Here is a 24,995-nt window from a genome sequence, read left to right as displayed (position 1 = left end):
GGTGCTCCTTTTGAATTAAAAATATATGACTTACTTCTGGCCGATGCCTTTGGAATATTCGCGAACGACGTCAAATTTCTTGTCGTCGGATTTCATGTAGCCGCGGTGGGAGTATACGTCGAAAATGATTTTTCCGCCTTCCGGGTCTTTGCCGATATCGATGAACGCTTGAGCGATTTTGTCTCTCCACGTTTGATCCATATCGTTACGCACGGTGATCGTGTCGTTCGGAATCGGAGCCGTAAAAGCGACCACTTTCGTTTTCTCGAAAATGTCCGGAATGTCTTTCTTCACTGTATTGCGCGCGTCTTGGAACACAGCTGCTGCATCCACTTGCCCGTTCATCACAGCCAGAATGCCTTTGTCGTGACCTTTTACTTCGATGCCTGTTACGTCTTTCTCCGGATCGACGCCCGCTTTTTTCATTTCGTTAGCCGGCCATACGAAGCCTGCGGAGGACGTTACGCCTTGCCAAGCGATTTTTTTGCCTTTCAGGTCTTTCAATTCTTTGATTGGGGAATCCGCTTTAACGATGATCATAGCTTTGTAGAAGTCAACCAGGTCTTTGGTGTCGGCGCCCGTTTTTTCGTCTACGCCGTAACGTTGAGCTTGCAGAAGCAGGTCCGCCGCTTTCTTCTCGTCATGCGCCAGCACGTAAGCGTTCGGAGGCAGGAAGCCGATATCGACTTGCTTGGAAGCCATTGCTTCGATAACGGTGTTGTAGTTGGTCGAAACGGATACTTTCACCGGAATGCCGAGCTTGTCACCGAGCAGCTTCTCCAGTGGCTTCGCCTTCGCTTCCAGCGTCTCTGCGCTTTGGGAAGGAACGAATTGGACTTTCAATTCTTTTGGCTGATAGCCTTTTGGCGCAGACGCTTCTTGCTTCTTGTCGGAAGGAGCGGGGGTTGCAGATTTGTTCTCTGTTTTCGTACCACAACCTGCTGCAATCCCGGCGGTAAGCACCAGGGACAAACTGACTGCTGCAAACTTTTTAAACATTGAATTGACCTCCTGTTAACTTGTTAGATCAAAATCCATTTAATAATATACCACAGATTCGGACAGGCCAGAGTAAATTTTTTGTGAAAGAGCCAAAAAAATGTCGAAAAATATTTTTAAATCCCAACGGATGGTTCTTCGGCGCTAAATTTGATATAGTGGATTCAATTCATGGAAAAACGGAGTTGAATGCAAGGTGGTTCAAAAACTGACAGTCACGATACTGGAAACAAGCGATCTCCACGGGGCGCTGCTGCCGATCCAGTATGCCAACAACAGCGCAACGGAAACGGGCTTCGCCAAAATCGCATCGATCATTCGTAAGGAACGCCAAAAGGGCGGGCCGCTGCTGCTTATCGATAACGGGGATTTGATCCAGGGCACGCCGCTGGCATATCATCATGCCAAGCTGAACGGCGGGGAGCCGAATCCGATGATTCAGTGCCTGAATGAGCTCGGGTACGATGCAGCCGTCATCGGGAATCACGAATTCAACTATGGGATGGAGCTGCTGCGCAAAGCGGTCGGGGAATCGAGCTTTCCTTGGCTCAGCGCCAATATCGTCGATGAGACGACGAGCGAACCGGTATTCGGCAAGCCCTATCTGGTGAAGACGCTCGAGCAGGGGCTCAAAATCGGCGTGCTGGGGCTGACGACGCCTTACATCCCGCATTGGGAGAAGCCCGAGCATATCGCGGGCCTGCGCTTCGAGGATGCCGTCGAGACGGCCAAGCGGTGGGTGAAGCATCTGCGAGAGCACGAGGGAGCGGACGTTGTGATCGTCTCCTATCACGGAGGGTTCGAACGGCATCTGGAATCCGGCGAGCCGACGGAGCCGTTGACGGGGGAAAATCAAGGCTATGCCCTCTGCCACGAGGTGGAAGGGATCGACGTGCTGTTTACGGGTCACCAGCACCGTTCGATCAGCGGAACGAGCATCAACGGGGTGACGGTCGTGCAGCCCGGCAGCGCAGGCGCCTGGCTCGGCAAAGTTACACTGACGCTGGGCTTGGAAGCGGGAAGCTGGCGCGTTCTGGAAGCCGCGTCCGAGCTGGTGTCCCCGCAAGACGAAGCGCCCGATTCCGCGGTGCTAACTATTGTGGAGCCGCATGAGCGCCTCGCGCAGGTATGGCTCGATCAGCCGATCGGGCGTCTGCTTGGCGACATGCACGTCACCGATCCGATGGAGGTCCGGCTGAAGGAGCATCCGCTCATCGAGTTTATCAACCGGGTGCAGATGGAGCTGTCGGGAGCCCCGATCTCCAACACCGCGCTGTTCGACAACGTCTCGCCAGGATTTCCCGAGCACATTACGATGCGGGACATTGTTTCCAACTATATTTATCCGAACACGCTGCAGGTCATCCGGGTGTCGGGACAGGATATCCGTGCCGCGCTGGAGCGCTCGGCCTCGTATTTTGCCCACTATGACGGGCACGGCCCGGTACAAGTGAGTGCGGAATTCAGCGATCCGAAGCCGCAGCATTATAATTACGACATGTGGGAAGGCATCGAATACCGCATCAACATTTCCCGTCCGGTAGGACAGCGGATCGTCGAAATGAGCTATAACGGCAAGCCGATCGATCCGGAAGCGGAATACGACGTCGTCATGAACAATTACCGGGCGGCAGGTGGCGGAAACTACCTGATGTTCCAAGGGAAGCCGGTTGTGAAGGACATTCCGACCGATATGGCGGAGCTGCTGGCCGGCTATATTATGGAGCGGGGAACGATCGAAGCGTCGCTGAACCGGAATTGGGAAGTTATTTGGGACTAAACCAATAGGATATATGGCAAAAAAGAAGACTGCGATTCTGTGATATGCTCACAGGCCGCAGTCTTCTTATATAATGTCAATTCAATTAGTTCGAGGCGCTTTGCGGCTGCGAAGCATCGGCAACCGACCGTTTCCGACGGAGGTTGAACACCAGATTCAGCACGATCGCGGTAAAGCTGCCTGCGACAATGCCGTTGCCGGTCAAAATTTGCACGGCTTGCGGCAGTTGGTTGAACAGCGTCGGAACGACCGTCACGCCGAGGCCCATGCCGACGGAGCAGGCGATGATCAGCAGGTTCTCATGGTTGTTCAGATCGACCTGCGAGCCGAGCATGCGGATTCCGGAGGAGACGACCATGCCGAACATGGCTACGGTCGCGCCACCGAGCACAGGGGTCGGGATCAGCGTCGTCAGCGCTGCGACTTTCGGGATCAGGCCAAGGACGATCAAAATGCCGCCTGCGGTCATGATCACGTCGCGCGTCCGGACGCCGCTCATTTGGATAAGCCCGACGTTCTGCGAGTAAGTCGTATACGGGAAGGCGTTGAATAAGCCGCCGAGAATGATCGCGAGACCTTCCGCGCGGTAGCCGCGGGTCAAATCCTCGGAGCGGATGTCGCGGTCGCATATTTTGCCGAGAGCCAGAAAGACCCCGGTCGACTCCACCAGACTGACCGCAGCGACCAGAATCATCGTCAGCACGGAAGTGATTTCAAACGTCGGCGTGCCGAAGTAGAGTGGGTGAACCATATGAAACCAGGAAGCTTCATGGAACGGAACGAAGCTGACTTTGCCGAGCAGCGCCGCGACAAACGTCCCGACAATCAACCCGAGCAGAATCGAGATTGCCCGCCAAAAGCCTGTGAAAAAACGGTTTATGACGATAATCAGCGCGAGCACGCCGAACGAAAGCAGCAGATTGACCGGCGCGCCGAAATTCGGGTTGCCGACCCCGCCGCCCATATCGTTCAGCGCTACAGGAATGAGCGTAAGACCGATGATCGTGACAACCGAGCCGGTCACGACCGGAGGGAAGAAGCGGATCAGCTTGCCGAACAGTCCGGCGAAGATGACGACGAACAAGCCCGCGGCAAGGATGGCGCCGTAGACGGTCGAGATGCCGTGCTGGCTGCCGATGGCAATCATGGGGCCGACGGCCGTGAACGTACAGCCGAGCACGACCGGCAGGCCGATGCCGAAGAAGCGGTTGCTCCAAACTTGAAGCAGGGTTGCGATGCCGCACGTTAACAGGTCGATCGAAACGAGATAGGCGAGCTGCTCCGGCGACAGCTTCAGCGCGCTGCCGACAATCAGCGGCACGATGACGGCGCCGGCGTACATGGCAAGCACGTGCTGCAGGCCGAGCGAAAACCGCCGCATCGGCGGCTGGCCGGTTGTTTTTGCATTCATAGACACAGGAAGGATACCTCCGGGAATGGATTGTTGGGCACGGATTTGATTTATACCGGATTCGTCTGCGGCTCAGGCTTGTCCGCGAACGTGACCCGTCCGTCCGCCAACGAAGCGATGGGCGCGAGCGACTCTACCCGATAGCCTGCGTCCAGAAGCTTCCGGCCCCCGGGCTGAAAAGCCTTCTCGATCACGATGCCGATACCGGCAACTGTAGCGCCCGCTTTCTCGGAAATTCGGGCCAACCCGAACGCCGCTTCGCCGTTGGCGAGGAAATCGTCGATCAGCAGCACCCGGTCGCCGGGCGACAAAAACTTTTTGGAGACGGATACTTCGCTTTCTTCCTGCTTGGTGAAGGAATACACTTTCTCCGTAAGCAGATCGTCCCGCAGCGTCAGCGACTTGCGCTTGCGCGCGAAAATGAGCGGCACGCCGAGCTGCAGCGCCGTCATGACGGCGGGAGCGATCCCGGACGATTCGATGGTGAGCACCTTCGTAATGCGCTCGCCGGCGAAACGGGCGGCAAATTCTTTGCCGATCTCCATCATGAGGACAGGATCGACCTGATGATTCAGAAACGAGTCAACCTTAAGCACCTGTTCTCCGAGCACGATTCCTTCCTGCAGCACTTTGTTTTTAAGCAGTTCCATTACTTTTTCCTCCCGAACGTTAACAAGATCCTAAGCCCGATAAACACAAAAAGCCCGATTCGTCCGTTTCTGCAATAAGAAACGGGCAATCGAGCGATACGCAAAAGCAAGAAAAGGCGCAAAACGGTCGGCCGGGCTGCAAGCAGCGCGGTCTTCCTTTCTGCGTCCGTATGTGTACCGCCCGTAGTCCTGCCGTTGCGGAGGCAGGGTAGAGACTCGCAGGCCGATTCATCCTGCAATTATACGAGCTTTTTTATATTCGTTTCCGGCGCTTTACTGTATGCCATTATATACGATACGGGCGGTTTGCGCCAGTTCAAAAATACGGGAAACGTCGTTTTCCCGGCAGAAGCTTCCGTGAGGCGCAGCAGCGGACAGGATAAGGATAAAATCGTTATAAAAGTTTTCCACCTTGCGGCACCGCAGCCGATTATGAGTTAATAGGAGATGTAGCCGGCCAGCTGACGCTTAAGGAAAGGAGTGATCAGAAACAATGATTACGGTATCCGAGGTGGTCTTCGCGTAAGCGGAGACGCCAGTCAAGGGGGGCCTTCGGGCCCCTTATATATTCGCGGATGGACAATACAAGAATCGATGGGTTATAATGTAAGAGAAATTCTGTGTCTTCAAAAAATTTCAGGTGAAAGGAGTGTCGTGCAATGGTATTGGTACTGGACACAATGAAAAAAGGAAAAGGGTTTGCTAACAAGTGAATAAGCATTTTTCTCCTTCACCGTCACCTGAACCGTCATTGAATGATACATGACATATAGAGGCATTCAGGCACGATATGGCGATCGTGTTTTTTTGTTGATAAGAATTTATAAGTTAACGCAACTTATAGCTTCGCGTCAACCTTGATAAACGCGCTTATCCTTCATGATGATAAGGACGACGTAGACGTTTATCCTGAATTTCATGCCCCTAATGCTTGCGACGTCAGTTTTGCTTCGGCAAAACTCAGAGGAGGTGTAAAGATGAAAATGCTTATTACTTTCGAGGCTTTGGCCAACATGGCGCGAAAGGAGGCTTTCATCGGTGGGGTACAAGAATGGGAAGGATATTTTGCCGCCTAGTCTGCTCAAGCAACTGCAGGACTATATTCAGGGCGAAATCATTTATATACCGAAAAAAGAACAGACCCGCGCAGGCTGGGGTGAGAACAACGGCACCCGGCAGTCGATTATGCGTCGGAATTTCGAGATTTTCAGGCTGTATGAGAACGGACATACAGTGACCGATCTGATCCGTCAGTTTCATCTGTCGGAGGACAGCATTCGGAAAATCATCGTGAAAACCCGCGGACTGAATTCGCGGCAGCAGGAAACGGCGTCCACGAGGCACTAGCCGAAAGGATAGCGAAAATAATCGCAAACGGAACAAGCCAGAAGTGGACGCTTTTGGCTTTTTTCTATTGTCTTCATTCTCCCGCGCGGCAGCGCAAAAACGCCGCTTCCTGCAGCGGCGTGCTGGTCTTCAGCCCTTTATTGTTCCGGCTGTCCGGAAGCTTTGCGCAGCTCGTTGGCCAACCGGTTGAACTCTTTACGCGCCTGATCCGAATCGGTGCAAAAATAAGCCGCCGACAAAAAGCGAATGATCTTGTTCGCATCTTCAGGACTAAGCATGGCGCACTCCCCCCTTCCCCCCAAAGACTTTGTCTTATGGACAATTTATGCCGGTCTGCTTTTCTCGGACACGGCGCGCATTCAAAGATAGGGCAAATCACCCGCTTCCCCGAACTTGGCTTATGGTATGATGGAGGAAAATGGAATTCGTACCAGCCGGCAACCGTCGCCAGGGAAGCAATTCGCCGGTTGGGTTGAAGGAGGGAACCGATCTGATCCGGGTTTTCGTCTATGGAACGCTGCTGGTCGGCGAATCGAACCATCACGTGGTTGCGCCTTATGTGCTCTCGGTCCGGTCCGGACGGGTGCGCGGCGCATTGTTCGATGCGGGAGCTTACCCCGGACTCGTTCTGTCGGGCTGCGGCGGCGAGACGGACGTCGAGGGCGAATGGCTGGTCGTGACGCAGGAAGGTCTGAATCGGATGGACGAACTGGAGGAGTATTACGGGCCCGGCGCGCGGAACGATTATGAACGCGTCTGGGTACGCGACAGCCGGCGGGAAGAGTGCGAGGGATGGGTTTACTTGTGGAATGAGCCGCGGGGATATCCGCGCATTGCCGGCGGATCCTGGCGCGAATATGCCCGTAGGAAGCAAGAGCTTGGCAGTATGCTTTGAAATCGTTCCCAATCAGGTCCGTTTGGAATACGGTCTCCAATCCTCCCGTTCCGACTTCTTGACGATTTCCGTCATTCGCAGAATGACATGATGCGATTGTTCCTCGCCGATGGCGTTGATCAGCTGCTCAATCAAATAAAACGCTTGCATCGGCATGCGCGGGTCAGACAAGCGCTGGCTTACCACGGACCCCGACGAAACGGGCTGGCCGAACGAAACGTACTTGGATACTCTTTTGATCAGATGGTCCATTGGATTCATGTTACCCGCCCTTTTAACTAGGAAAAAGTACTCTAAAAAAATAAAATTTTCATCAAATTTTAGTTTATTTTTATCATAACATAGTTCTTTTGGTTTATAAATGGCACTTTGGGTCTATGTGCGGCGGGAAAGTTCCCTGTAACCCTGCGGCAATCATCCATGTTATAATGATCTTCATAGAACATGCACCATGAAGGAGCGTTCGACGGCTTATGACACCTTATCAAATTTTATTGGCCGATGACGAAGCGGCCTTGCGGTTCTTGTTAACGGAAACGTTGGCCGAGGAAGGATACGAGCTCACCGAAGCGGAGGATGGGGCGCAGGCGCTCGCCTATTTGCAGGAGCAGCCGTACGACTTAATTATTCTGGACTATATGATGCCCGAACGCACTGGAGTGGAGGTTTGCGAATGGCTGCGCGGCCATGCGAATCCGAATGCGGACACGCCGGTTATTCTTTTGACGGCCAAAGCGCTGGATAAGGACCGGGAACGTGCCAAGGCGGCGGGCGTTACGCAATATATCGTTAAACCGTTCAGTCCGCTGCAGCTGCTGGATACCGTGGAAGAGCTGATCCGGCGCGATGCGCGTTAACCGATAGAAATACCGGAGACGGGAAGTGAAGGCTTTGCATCAAACACCCTCTGATGACCGGATGAAACGAGAGGCCCGGCTGCTGAAGGAAGGCCGGAAAAAATATATTCGCGAGCTGAATAAGCAGCTGCTGCAGCTGCGGCATTGGACCGAGGATGCGGAGCCGGAGGATGCGTCCGAGACGGCCCGCCGGTTTTACCGTATCGTGCATACGCTGAAAGGCAGCGCCCCGATGTTCGGTTTTGCGCGCATCGGGACGCTCGCCGAGAATTTGGTTGAGCACTGGGAATGGTCGCAGGACGAGGAAGCTGTGGCGTCGCCGGAGGCTCGGGCGCGGTTTCGGCGGTGTTCGCAGGCTTCCCTTGCGCTGGTGCTCGAATTGGAATTGGAGATCGATACCATCGCCCGCGAGCTGGAGCCGGATGAGCAGCAGGGGCAGCTGCAGCGCACCCTCACGCCTCCACAGGGCGAACGGCTGCTTGTGATCGACGATGACGATGTGCTGCGGGCTTATCTGGTCCGGCGTCTGAAGCTGGACGGCTACGAGGTGGATGAAGCCGCAGACGTCAGTTCGGCGCAGCGGCTGATCCGGGAGCGTTCGTACGACTTGATTTCGCTCGATCTTATGATGCATCCGGACAGCGGCTACGAGCTGTTCGAGTTTTTGAAGGAAGACCCGAATTTGAAGCTCGTGCCCTTGATCGTGCTGTCCGGGCGCAGCGACGTGTACGACAAGGTCCGCTGCTTCTATTTTGGCGCGGACGACTACGTGGTCAAGCCGTTTCAATACGAAGAGCTGGCGGCCCGCATCTACAGTTTGCTCAAGCGGACCAAGACGTTCGAGCAAATGGCATTCCGCGACCCGTTGACGGGGGTGTACAACCGCCGGTATTTCGATCACCAAATTCAAGTCGAGCTGCAGCGCGTCGCACGGTATCCCGGGACGATCTCGATGGTATTCATCGATATCGACCGGTTCAAATCGATCAACGATACGTACGGGCATCCGATCGGGGATTTGGTGCTGCAGGGCCTCGCCCATCTGCTGCAGGCCAACCTGCGCGCTACGGATCTGATCGCCCGCTTCGGGGGCGAGGAATTCGTGGTGGTGCTGCCCGGCACGTCCGCCGCCGACGCCAAAAAGACGATCGAAGGCATTCTGAGGCTGACGCATCAAGGACCCGTGGCGCAAAACGAGGGCCAGTCGTTTCACATTACGTTCTCAGCCGGCGTGTCGGAGTGGCAGCCCGACCTTACGCTGAGCGAGTGGATCCGGCGGGCGGACGATGCGATGTACGAGGCCAAGCAAAACGGCCGCAATCGGGTGATGCTGTATACCGGCGACGCTGCCGGCACGGAGACGGACGCGGCGGCGCGCAAGATGGTGCTGATTGCCGACGACGACAATATTTTGCGCTCGATTCTTATGGCGAAGCTCAAGCACCTACCGATCGACTTCAAGGAGGCGGCTGACGGGGAAGAGGCTTATTTGGAGCTGCTGGGCAGCCCGGTTGATCTGTGTATTCTCGACGGCGTGATGCCGCGTCTCGACGGGTACGGCGTGCTTGAGCGGATGAGGGAGCGCGGCACGCGGCCGCCCCATACGAAAGTGCTCGTTCTTTCCGGGCGCAGCCGGGAAGAGGACACGAGCCGGGGAATGCAGCTTGGAGCGAATGCGTATATGCATAAACCGTTTTCCATGGTTGAGCTGGAGCTCAAGGTGAAGGAATTGCTGGAATTAAGCTGAGACCGTGACAACGACTTGTCACGGTTTTTTCATTTTTTACTTTAAAAAATAGGACTTCCGACCGATATAATATGTGATAAAGAATATAGCTTCGACCTTAGCGAATAGGATGTGAACTTTTTGTTATCCACGAAGCCCGATGTGTTGGCGATTAAAAACCGGATGACCTTGCCGGTGACGTTCGGAACGTATTTGTTGGCGGTGCTTGTATGCGCTTTATTCCGATGGGTGCATGTCTTTAAATCCGAGCACGATTTGCTGGCTTATGAGGTACTGCTTAATGTGTTTTTGGGGGTTCCGCTGCTTCTGCTAATCGTCGCTGGGCTATTATTTTGGCGGGGGCATCAACGTTACGTTCCGTTGTTCAATGCGCTGTCCATGACATTCACGAGTATGGCGATGATCGTCGGATCGGGCGGGATGGTCGAATTTTATTTCTCAATCTTCATGGTTATTGCCCTGATGGCCTTTTATGAAGATACGAAGTTGATTTGGCTGATGACGGCTTTGTTCGCCCTGCAATACCTCGCCGCCTACTGGCTGTATTCGGCGCTTGTGTTCGGCGAGGACGGGTACGGCATCGAGATGCTGGCGATCCATGCCGTGTTCCTTCTGTTAACTTCCGGAACGACCGTATGGCAAATTACGAAGAAAAAAGCAACCGTGGCCTTGCTCGAAGCGGACAAGCAGGAGAAGCAGAAGCTGCTCGGTAACATTCTAAACAAGCTGACGGACAGCTCCGAGCAGCTCGTCGATTATGTGGGACGGCTCAATGAGAATACCGAGCAGACGCTGCTGGCGAACCGCCGGATCATGAGCTCCATGGAAAACATGGCGTCGGGAACGGAAGAGCAGGCGCAAACCAGCAAAGACAGTGCGCGGGCGATGGAAGAGATGTCCATCGGCATACAGCGTGTAGCCGAATCGTCGGCGACCGTCTCGGAGGCGTCGCTCAGCATGGTGGAGGAAGCGGAGAAAGGCAACGATACGATCGGCCATGCGGTATCGCAGCTCGGCGCTTTGAAAAGCTCCTCGACGGAAGTGTCAGCAGCTTTAAAGCGGTTGGAGAAGCAGTCGGTCGAAATCGGAGAGATCGCTACGCTGATTTCCGGGGTAGCTTCCCAAACGAACCTGCTTGCGCTGAACGCAGCGATCGAAGCGGCCCGGGCAGGGGAGCACGGAGCGGGCTTTGCCGTGGTGGCGCGCGAGGTCCGGAAGCTCGCGGAGCAAGCCGAAGCGTCGGCGGGTGAAATCACGCAGCTGATCGAAGAGATTCAGCAGGCGACGGTATCGGCGGTATCGGTGATGCGCGCAAGCGCCGGTCAGGTCGAAACGAGCCATACGGCGGTGAACGAAGCCGGGGACGTATTCCGACTCATTGTCGACGAAGCGAAAAAAGTATGCGATCAAATCCAGGATATTTCGGCGGCTGCCCAGCAAATGTCGGCGGGATCGGAGCAGGTGACGGCGGCCTTGAACGAAGTGGCGCGCATTTCCGACGACAGTGCGGCAGGGGCGAATCATGTGCTCTCCTCGTCGCAGGAGCAGCTGTCGGCGATGGAGTCGATCACCGCTTCGACGGAAGGGCTTACGCGGCTCGCGAAGGAGCTGGAGACGATCTGCCACGAGCTGCAAACGGAACGAAAAAAGCATATGTCTTCTTTATAAAGAAGACGATTATATGAAAAAGCATCCCGCTTCGCTGCCGTCAAGGCAAAGGAAGCGGGATGCTTTCGTTAATCAGGTAAGCGCGTTGGGGATCCGACTTACAGGTCGTCCCAGTTCAGGTTGGACGATTTGCTGTAGTTGGTCACTTTTTGCTCGAAAAAGTCCGTCTTCATGCTGTTCATGTTGCTGAACGTCTCGACCCATTTCATCGGATGCTCGACGACTTCCGGGTACAAAATTTCCAGGCCCAGCTTGCGCAGGCGCTCGTTGGATAAATATTTGATGTACTGGTCGATGATGTCGTTGCTCAGGCCGTGAATGTTGTTGTTCGTGATGTATTGGCCCCACTCGATCTCGTGCTGGACGGCCGTTTTCATCATTTGGCGCAGATCTTCAATCAGCTCGTCCGTGAACAGCTCCGGATTTTCCTTGCGGATTTCGCGGAAAATGTTCTGGAACAGCGCCAGATGCGTCAGCTCGTCGCGCTGAATGTACTTGATCTCCGAGACGGTTCCTAGCATCTTGCCTTGGCGTCCGAGCGCGTAGAAGAAGCTGAAGCCGCTGTAAAAATAAATGCCTTCGAGAATGTAGTTGGCCATGATGGTACGCATCAGGTTTTCCGTGGAAGGCGTCTCGATGAACCGTTCATACAGGTCGGTGATGAACCGGTTGCGGCGCAGCAGATGCTTGTCCTCGCGCCATTGGTTATAGATGTCGTCGCGCACTTCTGCCGAGCAGACGCTGTCGAGAATGTACGAATAGCTCTGGCTGTGTACGGCTTCCTGGAACGTCTGCACCGTCAGGCACAGGTTGACCTCCGGAGCCGTGATGTACTCGTTGATGTTCGGCAGGTTGGCCGTTTGCAGCGAGTCGAGAAAGATCAGGAAGCTGATGATTTTGTCGTAGCTTTGGCGTTCCACGGGCGATAGGAATTTGTAGTCCTTCGCATCCTGCGCGAGCGGGATTTCCTCGGGAATCCAGAAGTTGTTCATCATCGTGCGGTACATCTTGGTTGCCCAGTCGTATTTGACGTTGTTCAGCTCGATCAGGTTCGTCGTGTTGCCGCCGATCATGCGGCGCTTGCCCCAATCCCGGTCGCCGTGCTCGTTAAACAGCTTTTTCTTTTGAAGCTCCATAGGTTGACTTTACCCCCTAAATCCCCCTGCAAGGGGGACCCCAGGGGACCCTGCCCCCTGGACCCCCGAAGCTGTCGTAGGTTCGACAACGTGCAGGAGATGTATGTTTGATGGTGGATCGCTTTCGTACATAAGACTCTTTGCAGATGCAAAGAGTCTTATGTACACGCTTTACGTTTAGAGCGTTGGAGTTCATTGGGTGGCGCGCTTCGCTGCCGCCCGCGAACTCCGGGCTTTCTCGTTGGGGAGGGGCGCTCAAGCGCGCCCGGCCCTAACGGATTGGCTTGTGGAAATATTTACGCGCTGCAGCTTACGCAATCCTCGACTTCGAGGCTTTTGTTACGGCAGTAGTAGACGGTTTTCAGGCCGTGCTTCCAAGCGGCGATGTACATTTCCAGAAACTCGCGGGCGGACAGCTCCGGTGTGATGTACAGGTTGAACGATTGCGATTGGTCGATGTGGCGCTGACGGGCGCCGGCGGCGCGGATGCTCCAGTGCTGATCGATCCGGTGCGCTTCCTTGTAGAACCACATCGTCTCCGGGTTCAGGTTCGGCGCGGTTTGCGGGATGACGGCATTCTTCTTCTCTTCGACGAAAAACTTGTTGAAGATCGGGTCGATCCCGGCCGTCGAACCTGCGATGAGCGAAGTGGATGCCGTCGGTGCGATGGCGAACATCCAGCCGTTGCGGACGCCGTGTTTCGCGACTTGTTCCTTCAATTCGAGCCATTCCGGGCTGTTGTAGCCGCGGGCTTCGAAGTATTCGCCGGTCTGCCATTCGCTGCCCTCGAATACGGGGTAGGCGCCTTTTTCTTTGGCGATTTCCATCGAAGCTTTGATGGCGTAGTAGTTCATCCACTCGTATACTTCGTCGGCTTTTTGCACGTGCTCGTCGGATTCCCATTGAATTTTGAGCTGAGCCAGCATTTGATGGTAGCCGCTGGAGCCGAGGCCGACCGCGCGGTACTTTTTATTCGTAATTTCCGCTTGCGGAATCGGATAGTAGTTCAGGTCGATAACGTTGTCCATCATCCGCATTTGCGTCGTGACGACGCGCTCGATGTCTTCCTTCGTATAGACGCGGCCAAGGTTGGTCGACGAGAGGTTGCAGACGACAAAATCACCACTTTTTACCTTCGTCGTAATGATGCCGTCCTCGTGCTCCGTCTGGATCACCTCGGTGGCGCTCATGTTTTGGCAAATTTCGGTACACAGGTTCGAGCAGTAAATCATGCCTTTATGCTTGTTCGGGTTGGCGCGGTTGACCGTATCGCGGAAGAATACGAACGGCGTGCCGGTTTCGAACGAACTGGTCAGGACGCGCTTCATGATATCGATGGCCGGAATTTCGTCCTTCGAAATTTTGTCGTCGTTCACGCAATCCCAGTAGCGGCTTTCGAATTCCTCGCCCCACGAATCCTCGATCGAGTAGCCCTTGATCTTGCGCACTTCGTGCGGATCGAACAAGTACCATGTGCCGCGCTCCTCGACCGTTTTCATGAACAGATCGGGAATGCAGACGCCCGGGAAAATGTCGTGGGCCTTCATCCGGTCATCACCGTTGTTTGTCTTGAGGTTCAGGAAGTCCAAAATATCCTTATGCCACACGTCAAGATAGACGGCGACGGCTCCGGAACGGACACCCAACTGGTCGACGGCGATGGCCGTATTGTTGTAGTTCTTGATCCATGGCACGACGCCGCCGGCGACGCCCTTGAATCCGCGGATGTTGGAGCCGCGGCTGCGCACTTTGCCGACATAGATGCCCATGCCGCCGCCGTGCTTGGATACCTGCGCGAAGCTTTGGTCTACGTTGTAGATGCCCCACAGGTTGTCCGGCACCGTATCGATAAAACAGCTGGAAAGCTGATGCAGCGGCTTGCGGGCGTTCGCCAGCGTCGGCGTCGCTACCGTCATCTCCAGATTGCTGAGCACGTCGTAGAACTGCTTCGCCCAATGCAGCTTATCGGTTTCCTGCATGGCCAAGTGCATGGCAACACCCATGAACAGCTCCTGCGGCAGCTCCAGCACTTCTTTGTCCAGTCCCTTGATCAAATAGCGGTCGGCGAGCGTTTTGAGGCCGATGTAGTTCAGCAAGTAATCGCGCTCCGGCCTGATATAAGCGCCGAGCTCCTGAATTTCTTCCCGGCTATAGTGCTCCAGAATGTATTTGCCGTACAAGCCCATATCGGTCAAATAGGTGATCAGCGAATACAGATCGCCGTAGCCGAAATGGCCGTATTTGCGGTTTAAACGGGCTTCCTTATAAAGATCGTATGAAAGCAGCTTGGCGGCGACGTACTGCCAGTTCGGCTGCTCGACGCTTGTTTTTTCCACGGCCACCTGAATGAGCAGGCGCTGGATTTCCTGGGTTGTAATCCCGTTGCGGAACAAGGGGAGCAGAGCGGTTTCCAGCTCCAAGGGATCGCATTCCGGATAAGCTTCGCACGCGAAGTCGATGACTTTTTTCATTTTTGCGAACACGAGTTCTTCTTTCGTGCCGTCCCGTTTTACGATGATCATGTATTCAGCTCCTCTGGAATGTTCAAAGAAAAAGCATGCCGCCACCTTGCAGGCAGACGCATGCCACTAACGCTTCGTATGAAGCGTTAAATGTCTGGTAACGCGCAGGGTATCTGCTTCTGAAGCGTATTCCTGTCGTTCTGCCGGTTCGCCGTCGATCGGGCCTGACGAACCGTGCGGGTACGGCTTCATTACCGTAGCGGTGCCCTAACGAGTTTCCACAATATGTCGTAGTTCTTGATTCTTGAACCTACAATATGTAGTTGTTTTTGCAAAGCAATATCATGAATTTACCGCATCGTCGCTTCGCTGTCAATCTATTATTTCGGCCGAGAATCGCCAATTGATTAGGAGAAAACCGCGAAAAAACGCCGAATTTGGTTTGTTATTGCGTTTTATGCTACATTTACTATGGGCTATGGGAAACCTGCCTTTTTTTGCTGATAAAATTGAGGTCATGGGATGATGACACCGGGTCTCCGGTGAACGATAGGAGGAGTAACGAATGGAATGGAGAGGGAATTGGGGAGGGACGTACAGGAGGCTCGCCTTATGGCTGCTAATCGTCGGCTTCGGCTTCATGTACCTGTTTGGGTCCGCGGCTCCAGCCGGGGCGCACGCCTCCCTTGTGCAGACGATTCCGGCAAGCGGCGCGGAGCTGAAGCAGCCGCCGGAGCAGGTGGTCTTGACGTTTAACGAGCGTCTGGAGGAGGGGCTGTACTATCTAAGGGTTTACGACGGCAGCAAGCGCAAGGTGACGGACAAAGCGGCCGTGATAAACGATACCCGCACAACGTTGACCCTAGATTTGCCCGGACTGGCCAAAGGTATCTATGTGGTGACTTATCACGTCATCTCGGCGGACGGGCATCCTGTGGACGGCACTTATTTGTTCGCGGTCGGCCAAAGTTTGGACCAGCCGTCGGGCGTCAGCGGCAGCGCGCCCGCGATTGAGCATTTGCACCGGCACGACGGTCCGATGAGTACGTTTGGAGTGAAGGATGTACTGCAGTTCGGCTCACGTATTTTGTTTTATTTGGCTTTGCTCGGTTTCACGGGCTGGCTGCTCTGGCTGCGCTGGTTCGCTCCCGGAGAAAAAACAGATCCGTCCCGCGTCCGGCTAAGGCAGTGGGCGGAACGGCTGCAGCAGCTCTATTTGATCGCGTATATTTTGTTCATGTGGGCGCATATGGGCGATCTGATCGGCGATGGTGGAGCGGAAGGGCTGCTGCGTTTGTTCACCCAAACGACGGTCGGCTACGCCTGGCTCGGAGGCCTGCTGCTGGCGCTGCTGTCCTTTATTGTCCTGCACCGTAGCGTCTTTCTCGACTATATCTGGCTTGCGCTCGTCTGGTTTGCCAAAAGTCTCCTCGGGCATGCGGCCGCTTTCGAACCGAAAAGCGAAACGCTCGTTCTGGACTGGCTTCATCTGGCTGCCTCCTCGGTATGGGTAGGAGGCTTACTGATGCTGTTCGTCTTGTGGCGGACGGATAAGGAGCTGGGCAAACGGTTCCTTCCGCGCTTCTCTACGGCAGCGCTAATCAGCATCTTGCTATTGACCGTCTCCGGCGTGCTGACCGTGTTCATTTTTCTCCCGGACGTACGGTATATCGTGGAGACAGGGTGGGGCAAGCTGCTTCTGGCGAAAACCGGGCTCGTGCTACTGGTCGTCGTGACTGCGGCACTGATCCGCTTCTTGTTCCGTAAAAGCAGCGAACGGGGGGCAGGCCGCCTGCTTGGCGTCGATGCCGTGCTGATGACGCTTATAGTCGGCGTCGTCGGTGTATTTACTTATTTAACCCCGCTTCCGGCCAATGAACCGATGAACTGGCATGTAATGGGCGAGAAGGTTCATATGACCGCGCAGATCAGTCCGAACGTGCCGGGCGTCAACGATTTTGCCGTAAAAGTGTGGCTGCCCGAAAAGCTCGGCAAACCGAAGCAGGTGATCATGAAGCTGCAGGCGACGGACAATCCGGAAATTGCGCCGCTCTTGGTGCCTGTCGAATATACGGAGGATGTGAGCTTCGAGGAGTCGTTCGGGTTAAAAAGACATACGTACAAAGCGCGCGGAGCTTATTTGCCTTATCCCGGCCATTGGAAGCTGGAGGTACGGGTTATGGACAGCAATGACGACGAAACGGTATATGAACATACGTTCCAAGTTTATTGATCGGAATTTCAAACAAGATCATGTTGAATATTATCGTTTTATGTCGATTATCATGGGTCTTTATAACTAAAATTCTCTTGTTCTTTTGGTTCTGGGGAATTAGAATAAAAGAAAACCCTTCATCAGAGGAAGCAGAGGATCGACATGGCAAAAAACCGGAGTCCTGTAGGTTTGGGTCTGCTGCGGGAATGGCGGCATAAACTGTACCGACACGGTGCGCTTCTGCATCTGTGGTGCGTCATGGCCGGTGCGGAAATCGTACTGCTTTCGCTCAAACAGTTGTTTGGTGTGCCTAATGACCCGTTGGACTTCATGACATCGGGCTTGATCGTGCTGTTGGTCGCCCCGATCCTGAATGCGTCCGTTCGGAAAAACAGCGTCAAGCCGATTCGGGCGCTGGTCCCGGCCATCGTTATTATGGCTTTCGCAGAGATTGTAGAATCGGCGGTGCGCTATTCATCCGGGCAAACCGTCGACTGGATGGGAACAACGGCTGATTTGGCGGGTCTCGCTCTGCTCATGACGCCGATCCTTTACTTTGTGCTGACGGATATGCGCAACCGGGAGTTTACGGTACGGCAGCTTACGTACCTCGCCTATCACGATATGCTGACCGGGCTGCCGAACCGCCAGAAGTTCCAACAAACCGTCGGCATGTCGATTCAGGCGGCAAAGCTGTCGGGGAGCAAGCTGTCCGTCATGTTCATCGATCTGGACCGGTTTAAGAACGTCAACGATACGTTCGGCCATGCGTTCGGCGACCTTCTGTTGACGGAGGCGGCGGAGCGGCTCAAAAGCGGGCTGCAGGCAGACGATAGCGTATCGCGGCAGGGCGGGGACGAATTCACCGTGCTGATCAAGGATGCGTCACAGTCGGAAGATGCCGAGAAGATGGCAAATAAAATTATTCATCTGCTCAGCCAGCCCTTTGCGATAGATGGCCACGAGCTTCGTGTGGGGTGCAGTATCGGAATCGCGATGTATCCGCAGGACGGGGAAGATCCCATTACGCTCATGAAAAATGCCGATACAGCCATGTACCGGGCCAAGGAGCTCGGGAAAAATGGCTACCAGTTCTACAAGGCCGAGATGAACGATACGGTCATTCAGAAGCTGGTGATGGAAGAGTGGCTGAACAAAGCGCTGGAGCAGGAGGAGTTCGTCCTGTATTACCAGCCGCAGGTCGATATTTTCACGTCCCGCATGAACGGAATGGAAGCGCTGATCCGTTGGAATCATCCGCGGCTTGGCTTTATCTCGCCGGGTGAATTTATTCCGCTGGCCGAAGAGACGGGATTGATCATTCCGATCGGACAATGGGTACTGCGCACGGCCTGTAAGCAGAACAAGGCATGGCAGCTCGCCGGGTATCCGCCGCTGAAGATGGCGGTGAACATCTCCCCGATTCAGTTTCACCAGCACGATTTCGTCCAAGTCGTTCTCGATGCGCTGCAGGAAAGCGGGCTGGAGCCGCGGTATTTGGAGCTGGAAATTACCGAAGGTATTGCGATGTACCATGTGGATCAAGTCATTCAAAAGCTGCAAACCTTGCGCGAGCTCGGTGTACATATCTCAATGGACGATTTCGGCACCGGCTATTCGTCCCTCAATTATCTCAAGAAGTTTCCGATCGACAAGCTCAAAATTGCACAGCAGTTCGTCCGCGACATTACGGTCGATCCCGACGATGCTGCCATCGTCCAAGCGATTATGGCTATGGCGCTCAGCCTAAAGCTGAACGTGATTGCCGAAGGGGTCGAGACGGAGGAGCAGCTCTCCTTCCTGCTCGATATCAAATGCAGGGAAATTCAAGGCTATATTTACAGCAAGCCGGTTCCGGCACACGAATTTACCGATTTGATGCTGCGGCCTCCCGCTTGACGGAAACAAAGAAGCGTTCCAGCCTCGTCCAATACGAGGGCCGGAACGCTTGTTTATTTTTTGGAGGCGGGGACTTCTGGGAGGCGTGGAGCGACCGGCTCGGGTGCTCAGGCGTTCGCTTCCTGCCAAGCCTGCGGGTGACCTTCGCCGACATACCTCGCGGCAGCAGCGTTGGAGATGACTTGCTGGCGGCTTTTGCAGCCCGGGATCACCGCGCTGACCGCAGGATGCTTCAGGCACCAAGCCAGCGCCCACGTCGCCATATCCATGCCCTCCGGCACTTCGTGCTCGCGGATGCGCTTTACTTCCTCCAGCTTCAGCCGCGTTTGCTCCTGGTCGTGCCGATGGCGGACGTCGTTCTCCGCGAACGAGGCGCCGGGATTGTATTTGCCGCTCAGGTAGCCGCTGGCCAGCGGCACGCGCGCCAGCACGCCGAGTCCTTGACGCTCGCAGGACGGGAAGACTCGCTCCTCGGGCTTGCGGTCGAGTCGGTTGTAAACGACTTGAATCACTTTCGAGTTCACGCGCTCTGAGGCGTCCGTCTGATGGAGGTTGTCGTTGCTGCCGATGGACGTGCCGAGGTGCCGTATTTTTCCCGCCTGTACTTGTTTATCCAGCAAGGTCCACAGCTCGTCCTGATCGAAGGCTTCATCTGTGCCCGAATGAAACTGATAAAGATCTATGTAGTCCGTCCGGAGCGCTTTGAGCGAGGCATCGAGCTGTGCCAGCACTGCTTGCGGCGACCATTCCTGACTCCGGTCTAGATGGGCGTGAAATTTATGCCCGAACTTGGTGGCAATGACCCAGTCTTCGCGCCGGCCCCGGGAAATGTAGCTTCCGATGAGCGATTCGGACGTATGGTCCCCGTAGCATTCCGCGGTGTCGATCAGGTTGATGCCGCACGCTTTGGCTTCGTCCAGAATCGCATCCGCTTCCTCCTGGGTAAACGGCTTGCCCCATTCTCCGCCGAACTGCCATGTGCCGACGCCGATGACGGACACCTTCATGTTTGTTTTGCCCAGCTTCCGGTATTTCATCGATAATTCCCTCCTCAAGCGAATGATTTTGCACTTCCCCCTGATTGTACCTAATTCGTTAGCTTGCTTCAAATGTACGGCCAACGGTCGGCGGTTTCTCATTTTAAGGTTATTTTAATACTCCTTCCCTCCGTATCCGGTATAGTTAAGAGAAACGACGTTGAGAAGGCGAGGGAGAAGCTCTTGAACCGAATGATGCGATGGGCGAAGGAATGGATAGCGCCGCTTGGCTTGGCCGTCATCATCAGCTTTTCGTTCAACACGTACGTAGCACAGGGGATGAAGGTGCCGACCGGTTCGATGCTGCCAACCATTCAGCTCGACGATAAAGTGTTTGTGGAAAAGATGGTCGCACTAACCGATTTTAAGTTCGGAGACATCGTTGTCTTTTATCCGCCGCTCAAGGGAGAAGAAGACAAACGCTACATCAAACGGCTGATCGGATTGCCGGGCGATACGATTGAAGTGAAGGACGGCGCGCTGTATCGCAATGGCGAGAAGGTGGACGAGCCATATGTGAAGGAGCCGATGAAATACCAGTTTGGCCCGGTTCAAGTGCCGGAAGGGAAATATTTGTTCCTTGGCGATAACCGCAACGACAGTCTGGATTCGCATCTATGGCCGACGCCGTTCGTGAACAAAAGCAAGCTTGTCGGCAAGGCGCTGTTCCGTTACTACCCGTTCGATCAGTTCGGGGAGATTAAGTAGCGGGGTGGGGATGAAGGTAATTTTGCAAAATAAGAAAAACCCTTGAATTTTCAAGGGTTTTTCTTGTAAGCGGGTGATGGGAATCGAACCCACGCCACCAGCTTGGGAAGCTGGAGTTCTACCATTGAACTACACCCGCAGGAAGTTGTATTGGAATTATCGCACAGTACTGGAGAAAAATCAAGCAGTTATTGTATGCGGGACAGATCACCTCGTTACTAGGAGTGGTCTGTTTCTTTTTGTGCGGTCCTTTGGCGGAGTGCTCAAGTCAGCTTTGCACCAAATTGTATTGCTTCCTCAAGCCGACGCCTATATAATAAATCCTGCACACTTAACATACATATAAGTATAAAAAGTATGTTATTCTGCGGGGGATTGCGCTTGAACCGTTCATTTTACGCTTTATTGGTCAGCCAAACGGCAACAAATCTTGGCTTTGCGCTCTATACGATGGTTGTGGTCATGCATCTGTATGCGCAGACCGGTTCGACGGCTTTGTCTGCTGCCGTGACGCTAATCAGCGCCATTTCACGAATGGTCAGCGGCGTTGTTTTGCCGTCGTTTTCCGACCGGTTTCGGCTACCCGCGCTGCTAATCTTTTCGCAAACGACGCAGCTGGTAATTCTCCTGCTTCTTGCGCTGATGCTGACGCAGGACGTTTCCGCCTTGAGCTTGATTGTCATCATGGTGCTGCTCGCGATCATTTCTTTTTTCAATGGCTGGTTCTCGCCTGTGAAAAGCTCGTTGCTCCGGGCCGTCGTGCCCGAGAAGGAGCGGGTGAGAGCGATCGGCTTGCTGTCGACGGTGGACCAAACGTTCCAATTTGCCGGGTGGAGTCTGGGGGGCGTACTACTGTCTGTTTTGGGCCAAGGCGCCGCGCTTGGGATTACTTTTGCGCTGCTCGTCGTATCGATCGGATGCATGTTCCTGTTGAAGCGGCACGGGAAGAAGCATGAACTGGCAGGGCTTCAAACCGAACAAGGATTTGTTGCCGGATTAACGGCAGGCTGGAAAATTCTTTACAGGCATGAAGGACTGCGCGTCCTTGTCATGATGGATCTAATCGAATCTTGGGTCGGCACGATCTGGATCGGAGCCGTCACGTTAACTTTTGTCAAAGAGGCTCTGCACGAAGGTGAAGCTTGGTGGGGGTACATTAACGGCGGTTACTATTTAGGTACCATCGTCGGCGGCTTGATCGTCCTTCGGCTTTCCCGTCGGATGCGGGGAAGGTTAACGGCAAGTATGCTGCTGGGAGCGTCTCTGTTCGGGCTGCTGACGCTGCTGTACGGCTTTGTATCGAACAGCATGCTGGCGCTGCTGCTCGTCCTGTTGATGGGGCCGGCTTATCAAATCCGCGATCTGGCGCAAGAGTCGATGATTCAAAATAGCTCGAACGAGCATACCTTGCTTAAAGTGTCGGCAGCCCGGTCTACCTTGGTCCAGCTCATCTCGATGCTCTCCATTGCCGTGATCGGAATCGTAACAGACGTTATCGGCGTTCGTTTGGTTTACATCGTCTCCGGCTGTGTGCTTCTCGTTTCATCCGCGTACGGTTTCGTGCAACTGCAGCTTCGGAAAAAAGGGGCTTTGTTGGAGAGCGAACATCAGTAACGCCATTTCTCAATCGTTGGACTGCTCCTCGTATTGAGGGAACAGCAGCTTGAGCATCCCGAGAATGCGCTGCCGGTCTTGATCGGTAAGCAAGTGGCCGTTGTATTGGAGGCCGTCAATATATTGGAGCGATTTGCCGATATCGTACAGATGCTCAAGCGTCTGGGTATCGGTTTTTTCCGCGTCCGCTCCTATTGTTCGGAACTGCTCCGCCATGCTTTCCAATTGGCCGATCAGCTTGTAAATTTCGACCTTCGGCGGATCTTGCTGAAGCAATGCTTGTAGCGTGTCCGGCGTAATCTCGAAATCGTCGCCAAAGAACGGCCGATAATCCTGCTCCAATCGTTTGATGGCCGCCCGGGGAATGATGGGAAGGGCTTGAACGATCCCGTCGAGGTCAATACCGAGAATATCGAGCAGGTCCTGGAACGCCTGCCGGTACTTGTGGGTGTCGGCAAGCTTCCGATAACCGGCAGCAGCCATCAGGTCGGCATACTCGACGCCGAGCGGCTCGACCAGCTTTTCCAGCAGTCCGGGCGAGGGCATGTTTTTTTTCTTGCCTGTTTCGATCTGGGACAAATAAGGGTTCGAGTAGCCGATCCGATCGCCCAATTGGGTAAGCGTCAGCCCTTTGGCTTCTCTTAGGCTTTTTAAATAGGCTCCGAACTGCTGAACGTTCATCCGCGCACATCCTTTCTTGTTCTTCTATTATACACTTTTACTTGCTATTAGTAAATATTGTTTGTAATATTGTTGTTAATAGCAAGAATGTGTGATAATGTTACTAACACCAAACAAGAAAAGATGAACAGCAGCCCGCAGTTGCTTGCCCGCTGCAAGAATAACCATTCGGGTGAATCGAAAGGTGGTCGCTATGAACGATACGCTCACGCTTATGCAAAAAAAAGCCGTCCGCGCAGCTATGGAAGAACGGCTGGCTCTGTACCGAAGCTACAAATACAGCAGCTTCGAACGCCGCGAAGCCCGGGTTACCGCCAGCTACGACCCGCGATACCATGGGGCGACGAATGCGGTAAGCGATCCTACTGCGCAGATCGCCGTGTACAACGTAAACGAGCAAATGCACCGCAGTTACGTGTGCGATACCGTGGAAATCGCGCTGAGCCTGCTGCCGGAGAAGCAGCGGTCGATCATCGAAACGCGGTATATGCGGCAAAATACGCCGACGGATACGCAGGTATGCGGCAGGCTGAGCATGTCCAAAGATACGTACGACCGAAACCGGCTTGCGGCGATGTACGAAATGGCTTTATTTTTGGAAGTGGATTGCGGGTTCGAGCTGACATAGCAGAATAAGCAGGCAGCAAATAGGCCGTTCTCTCTCGTGGGAGGCGGTCTATTTTTCTATATGCGGCTCTCATGGGGAAATATACCGAAAAAAAGCCGGTGTTTCCTACGCTAAGGACCACCGGCTCTGTGTTTTACTTACGCTAATTAGATAGTAAAATACGTATCTTCGCTTTTCCAGATACTGCGCTGCCGCTTCGGGAGACTCTTTAAATGCGCTACTTCCTGCGGCACGCCGCTTGCTGCCGCCGCCTCGTAGATCGTCATGCCGCCCAGGATGAGCTCGTCGGGCATCAGCAGCTCGACGGCGAACTGATTGGCTTCGCTCTCGATCCGGTCGATCGAAACGAGCGTGTTCCTGCGAAGGAAGGGCGTATTCACTTTGGGGTGAAGGATCACGTGCCCGAGCTCATGCGCGCACGTAAAGTGCTGGCCGGATTTATCCAAGCCTTGGTTGATATGGATGCAGCGGATTCGTTTGTACGTGCTGAAGTAGCCGAGAATGTTGCCGAGTGGCTCAAAGAGAACATGGATGTTTTTCTGAGATGCGATTTTGAAAGGGTTGTTCGTTCCGTACTTTTTAATCAGTCGCAAGGCTGCTTGTTTCGAATTTCGCATCTGCTTATCTACCCCCGTACCGATTTTATTTTCGATATTTGTTCGGGGTAAACTTCTGTTTCGCTAACTGCTTGGCAAGCCGCATGGAATTCTCTAGCGATATTCGCAGCAATTCTTTACTCTCCTCATCCAAGGTTTCGCCATGAAAGGCAAGTGCTTCGTCGGACTCGAGATCGCTGAGCATTCGTTCGAGATCCCGGGCGATGTCCTTCTCTTCTTTGGGTGTCAAGGAAGACGCGTCCCGCTTCTCCTCCATGGCCGATACGTTCGGTGAAGGCTCGTCGGACAAGCCGAGAAGATAGTCCGTCGTTACTTGAAAATAGGCGGCGAGCTTGCCGGCCATATCGGCGCTCAGCCGTTTTTTTCCCCTTTCGATCTCGTAATAATATTGAGGCGTAATGTTCAACAGCTCGGCGACAACGGTCCCCGCCATATTCCGTGCTTTTCGAATGTCCCGCACCCGATTCCCCATAAGACATTTCACCTTTTCTGAACTGGCTTTTTAATAGAAGAACATTTGTTTCCATTATATCAGCTTTTAGCTTAATAATCAAGCTTGGAAAAACAGAAAATGAAGAAATTGGGAGAAAAATTAAGCAAATGGTTTGTTTTTTGGATGTTTTTATGCGATAATTAATCTATAT

At 54.1% G+C, this 24,995-nt stretch carries 22 protein-coding genes, 1 tRNA gene and 1 riboswitch; of the genes, 11 read left to right on the top strand and 12 right to left on the bottom strand.

What is annotated here, in order from left to right; genetic code table 11:
• Positions 1-30 precede the first annotated feature (30 nt).
• On the bottom strand, positions 31-999 hold the full coding sequence (locus ET33_RS23845) for a phosphate/phosphite/phosphonate ABC transporter substrate-binding protein (protein ID WP_036687756.1): 969 nt from the start codon (positions 997-999) through the stop codon (positions 31-33).
• A 196-nt stretch (positions 1,000-1,195) separates the two neighbouring features.
• Here ET33_RS23845 and ET33_RS23840 point away from each other — a divergent pair, with 196 nt between their 5' ends.
• Positions 1,196-2,779 carry a bifunctional metallophosphatase/5'-nucleotidase gene (locus ET33_RS23840; protein ID WP_036687754.1) on the top strand — a complete coding sequence of 528 codons (1,584 nt, stop codon included), beginning with the start codon at positions 1,196-1,198 and terminating at the stop codon, positions 2,777-2,779.
• An 85-nt stretch (positions 2,780-2,864) separates the two neighbouring features.
• On the opposite strand, the gene ET33_RS23835 is transcribed toward ET33_RS23840, so the two are convergent.
• Positions 2,865-4,190 (bottom strand): nucleobase:cation symporter-2 family protein, encoded by a 1,326-nt coding sequence (locus tag ET33_RS23835; RefSeq protein ID WP_051775560.1) that lies wholly within the window; start codon positions 4,188-4,190, stop codon positions 2,865-2,867.
• Between the two features lie 50 nt (positions 4,191-4,240).
• Complete coding sequence (locus ET33_RS23830; protein ID WP_036687751.1) at positions 4,241-4,840, bottom strand: xanthine phosphoribosyltransferase; 600 nt, start codon at positions 4,838-4,840, stop codon at positions 4,241-4,243.
• A gap of 164 nt (positions 4,841-5,004) precedes the next feature.
• Positions 5,005-5,107, bottom strand: a riboswitch (purine riboswitch).
• A 771-nt stretch (positions 5,108-5,878) separates the two neighbouring features.
• On the opposite strand from ET33_RS23830, the gene ET33_RS23825 reads away from it, so the two are divergent.
• A complete protein-coding gene (locus ET33_RS23825) occupies positions 5,879-6,187 on the top strand; it encodes a CD3324 family protein (protein WP_010499607.1) in 309 nt (102 codons plus the stop codon).
• Between the two features lie 137 nt (positions 6,188-6,324).
• On the opposite strand, the gene ET33_RS23820 is transcribed toward ET33_RS23825, so the two are convergent.
• Complete coding sequence (locus tag ET33_RS23820; protein WP_036687748.1) at positions 6,325-6,465, bottom strand: hypothetical protein; 141 nt, start codon at positions 6,463-6,465, stop codon at positions 6,325-6,327.
• A 212-nt stretch (positions 6,466-6,677) separates the two neighbouring features.
• Here ET33_RS23820 and ET33_RS23815 point away from each other — a divergent pair, with 212 nt between their 5' ends.
• Positions 6,678-7,082 carry a gamma-glutamylcyclotransferase family protein gene (locus ET33_RS23815; RefSeq protein WP_036687826.1) on the top strand — a complete coding sequence of 135 codons (405 nt, stop codon included), beginning with the start codon at positions 6,678-6,680 and terminating at the stop codon, positions 7,080-7,082.
• A 12-nt stretch (positions 7,083-7,094) separates the two neighbouring features.
• On the opposite strand, the gene ET33_RS23810 is transcribed toward ET33_RS23815, so the two are convergent.
• Positions 7,095-7,343, bottom strand: a complete 249-nt coding sequence (locus ET33_RS23810) for a hypothetical protein (protein ID WP_036687746.1) — start codon at positions 7,341-7,343, stop codon at positions 7,095-7,097.
• 212 nt (positions 7,344-7,555) lie between these two features.
• On the opposite strand from ET33_RS23810, the gene ET33_RS23805 reads away from it, so the two are divergent.
• The 3 genes from ET33_RS23805 to ET33_RS23795 all read left to right on the top strand — a co-directional run bounded on the left by ET33_RS23805 (position 7,556) and on the right by ET33_RS23795 (position 11,354).
• Positions 7,556-7,939: a response regulator gene (locus ET33_RS23805; protein ID WP_036687744.1), complete on the top strand. Its 384-nt coding sequence runs from the start codon at positions 7,556-7,558 to the stop codon at positions 7,937-7,939.
• 25 nt (positions 7,940-7,964) lie between these two features.
• Complete coding sequence (locus ET33_RS23800) at positions 7,965-9,686, top strand: response regulator (protein ID WP_235206800.1); 1,722 nt, start codon at positions 7,965-7,967, stop codon at positions 9,684-9,686.
• Between the two features lie 120 nt (positions 9,687-9,806).
• The gene (locus tag ET33_RS23795) at positions 9,807-11,354 is read left to right on the top strand and encodes a methyl-accepting chemotaxis protein (RefSeq protein WP_036687742.1); all 1,548 of its coding nucleotides are present in this window, start codon (positions 9,807-9,809) and stop codon (positions 11,352-11,354) included.
• Positions 11,355-11,452: 98 nt separating this feature from the next.
• Here the strand turns inward: ET33_RS23795 and ET33_RS23790 are convergent, their stop codons facing one another.
• Together ET33_RS23790 and ET33_RS23785 are read right to left on the bottom strand one after the other, a co-directional pair.
• Positions 11,453-12,490 carry a ribonucleotide-diphosphate reductase subunit beta gene (locus tag ET33_RS23790; RefSeq protein WP_010499619.1) on the bottom strand — a complete coding sequence of 346 codons (1,038 nt, stop codon included), beginning with the start codon at positions 12,488-12,490 and terminating at the stop codon, positions 11,453-11,455.
• A gap of 296 nt (positions 12,491-12,786) precedes the next feature.
• Entirely contained in the window at positions 12,787-15,012 is a 2,226-nt protein-coding gene (locus tag ET33_RS23785; protein WP_036687737.1) for a ribonucleoside-diphosphate reductase subunit alpha, read from the bottom strand.
• Positions 15,013-15,517: 505 nt separating this feature from the next.
• On the opposite strand from ET33_RS23785, the gene ET33_RS23780 reads away from it, so the two are divergent.
• Both ET33_RS23780 and ET33_RS23775 read left to right on the top strand, forming a co-directional pair.
• On the top strand, positions 15,518-17,185 hold the full coding sequence (locus ET33_RS23780) for a copper resistance CopC/CopD family protein (RefSeq protein ID WP_036687734.1): 1,668 nt from the start codon (positions 15,518-15,520) through the stop codon (positions 17,183-17,185).
• Between the two features lie 144 nt (positions 17,186-17,329).
• Complete coding sequence (locus tag ET33_RS23775; RefSeq protein WP_036687731.1) at positions 17,330-19,066, top strand: putative bifunctional diguanylate cyclase/phosphodiesterase; 1,737 nt, start codon at positions 17,330-17,332, stop codon at positions 19,064-19,066.
• A 107-nt stretch (positions 19,067-19,173) separates the two neighbouring features.
• Here ET33_RS23775 and ET33_RS23770 read toward each other — a convergent pair whose 3' ends face one another.
• The gene (locus ET33_RS23770) at positions 19,174-20,103 is read right to left on the bottom strand and encodes an aldo/keto reductase (protein WP_036687729.1); all 930 of its coding nucleotides are present in this window, start codon (positions 20,101-20,103) and stop codon (positions 19,174-19,176) included.
• Between the two features lie 192 nt (positions 20,104-20,295).
• Here ET33_RS23770 and lepB point away from each other — a divergent pair, with 192 nt between their 5' ends.
• Positions 20,296-20,811 carry a signal peptidase I gene (gene lepB / locus ET33_RS23765; protein WP_081890460.1) on the top strand — a complete coding sequence of 172 codons (516 nt, stop codon included), beginning with the start codon at positions 20,296-20,298 and terminating at the stop codon, positions 20,809-20,811.
• Between the two features lie 68 nt (positions 20,812-20,879).
• Here lepB and ET33_RS23760 read toward each other — a convergent pair.
• Positions 20,880-20,950 (bottom strand) — tRNA-Gly (locus ET33_RS23760).
• Between the two features lie 242 nt (positions 20,951-21,192).
• On the opposite strand from ET33_RS23760, the gene ET33_RS23755 reads away from it, so the two are divergent.
• Positions 21,193-22,425, top strand: a complete 1,233-nt coding sequence (locus tag ET33_RS23755) for an MFS transporter (protein ID WP_036687724.1) — start codon at positions 21,193-21,195, stop codon at positions 22,423-22,425.
• A 9-nt stretch (positions 22,426-22,434) separates the two neighbouring features.
• On the opposite strand, the gene ET33_RS36640 is transcribed toward ET33_RS23755, so the two are convergent.
• The gene (locus ET33_RS36640) at positions 22,435-23,106 is read right to left on the bottom strand and encodes a helix-turn-helix domain-containing protein (protein WP_051775559.1); all 672 of its coding nucleotides are present in this window, start codon (positions 23,104-23,106) and stop codon (positions 22,435-22,437) included.
• A gap of 193 nt (positions 23,107-23,299) precedes the next feature.
• On the opposite strand from ET33_RS36640, the gene ET33_RS23745 reads away from it, so the two are divergent.
• Positions 23,300-23,734: an ArpU family phage packaging/lysis transcriptional regulator gene (locus tag ET33_RS23745; RefSeq protein ID WP_036687721.1), complete on the top strand. Its 435-nt coding sequence runs from the start codon at positions 23,300-23,302 to the stop codon at positions 23,732-23,734.
• 146 nt (positions 23,735-23,880) lie between these two features.
• Here ET33_RS23745 and ET33_RS23740 read toward each other — a convergent pair whose 3' ends face one another.
• The gene (locus ET33_RS23740) at positions 23,881-24,351 is read right to left on the bottom strand and encodes an ImmA/IrrE family metallo-endopeptidase (RefSeq protein WP_036687718.1); all 471 of its coding nucleotides are present in this window, start codon (positions 24,349-24,351) and stop codon (positions 23,881-23,883) included.
• 25 nt (positions 24,352-24,376) lie between these two features.
• On the bottom strand, positions 24,377-24,823 hold the full coding sequence (locus tag ET33_RS23735; RefSeq protein ID WP_036687715.1) for a helix-turn-helix domain-containing protein: 447 nt from the start codon (positions 24,821-24,823) through the stop codon (positions 24,377-24,379).
• Between the last annotated feature and the right edge of the window lie 172 nt (positions 24,824-24,995).

Source organism: Paenibacillus tyrphae (assembly GCF_000722545.1).
Classification (GTDB): Bacteria; Bacillota; Bacilli; order Paenibacillales; family NBRC-103111; genus Paenibacillus_G; species Paenibacillus_G tyrfis.
Note: the sequence above shows the minus strand (reverse complement) of the source record. Positions and strands in the feature narration are given on the sequence as shown.

Bases quoted from the DNA above. Each gene is read 5' to 3' on its own strand.
- ET33_RS23845 (WP_036687756.1), bottom strand. From the start codon at position 999: ATGTTTAAAAAGTTTGCAGCAGTCAGTTTGTCCCTGGTGCTTACCGCC.
- ET33_RS23835 (WP_051775560.1), bottom strand. From the start codon at position 4,190: ATGAATGCAAAAACAACCGGCCAGCCGCCGATGCGGCGGTTTTCGCTC.
- ET33_RS23830 (WP_036687751.1), bottom strand. From the start codon at position 4,840: ATGGAACTGCTTAAAAACAAAGTGCTGCAGGAAGGAATCGTGCTCGGA.
- ET33_RS23820 (WP_036687748.1), bottom strand. From the start codon at position 6,465: ATGCTTAGTCCTGAAGATGCGAACAAGATCATTCGCTTTTTGTCGGCG.
- ET33_RS23810 (WP_036687746.1), bottom strand. From the start codon at position 7,343: ATGAATCCAATGGACCATCTGATCAAAAGAGTATCCAAGTACGTTTCG.
- ET33_RS23805 (WP_036687744.1), top strand. From the start codon at position 7,556: ATGACACCTTATCAAATTTTATTGGCCGATGACGAAGCGGCCTTGCGG.
- ET33_RS23790 (WP_010499619.1), bottom strand. From the start codon at position 12,490: ATGGAGCTTCAAAAGAAAAAGCTGTTTAACGAGCACGGCGACCGGGAT.
- ET33_RS23785 (WP_036687737.1), bottom strand. From the start codon at position 15,012: ATGATCATCGTAAAACGGGACGGCACGAAAGAAGAACTCGTGTTCGCA.
- ET33_RS23780 (WP_036687734.1), top strand. From the start codon at position 15,518: ATGGAATGGAGAGGGAATTGGGGAGGGACGTACAGGAGGCTCGCCTTA.
- ET33_RS23775 (WP_036687731.1), top strand. From the start codon at position 17,330: ATGGCAAAAAACCGGAGTCCTGTAGGTTTGGGTCTGCTGCGGGAATGG.
- ET33_RS23770 (WP_036687729.1), bottom strand. From the start codon at position 20,103: ATGAAATACCGGAAGCTGGGCAAAACAAACATGAAGGTGTCCGTCATC.
- lepB (WP_081890460.1), top strand. From the start codon at position 20,296: ATGATGCGATGGGCGAAGGAATGGATAGCGCCGCTTGGCTTGGCCGTC.
- ET33_RS36640 (WP_051775559.1), bottom strand. From the start codon at position 23,106: ATGAACGTTCAGCAGTTCGGAGCCTATTTAAAAAGCCTAAGAGAAGCC.
- ET33_RS23745 (WP_036687721.1), top strand. From the start codon at position 23,300: ATGAACGATACGCTCACGCTTATGCAAAAAAAAGCCGTCCGCGCAGCT.
- ET33_RS23740 (WP_036687718.1), bottom strand. From the start codon at position 24,351: ATGCGAAATTCGAAACAAGCAGCCTTGCGACTGATTAAAAAGTACGGA.
- ET33_RS23735 (WP_036687715.1), bottom strand. From the start codon at position 24,823: ATGGGGAATCGGGTGCGGGACATTCGAAAAGCACGGAATATGGCGGGG.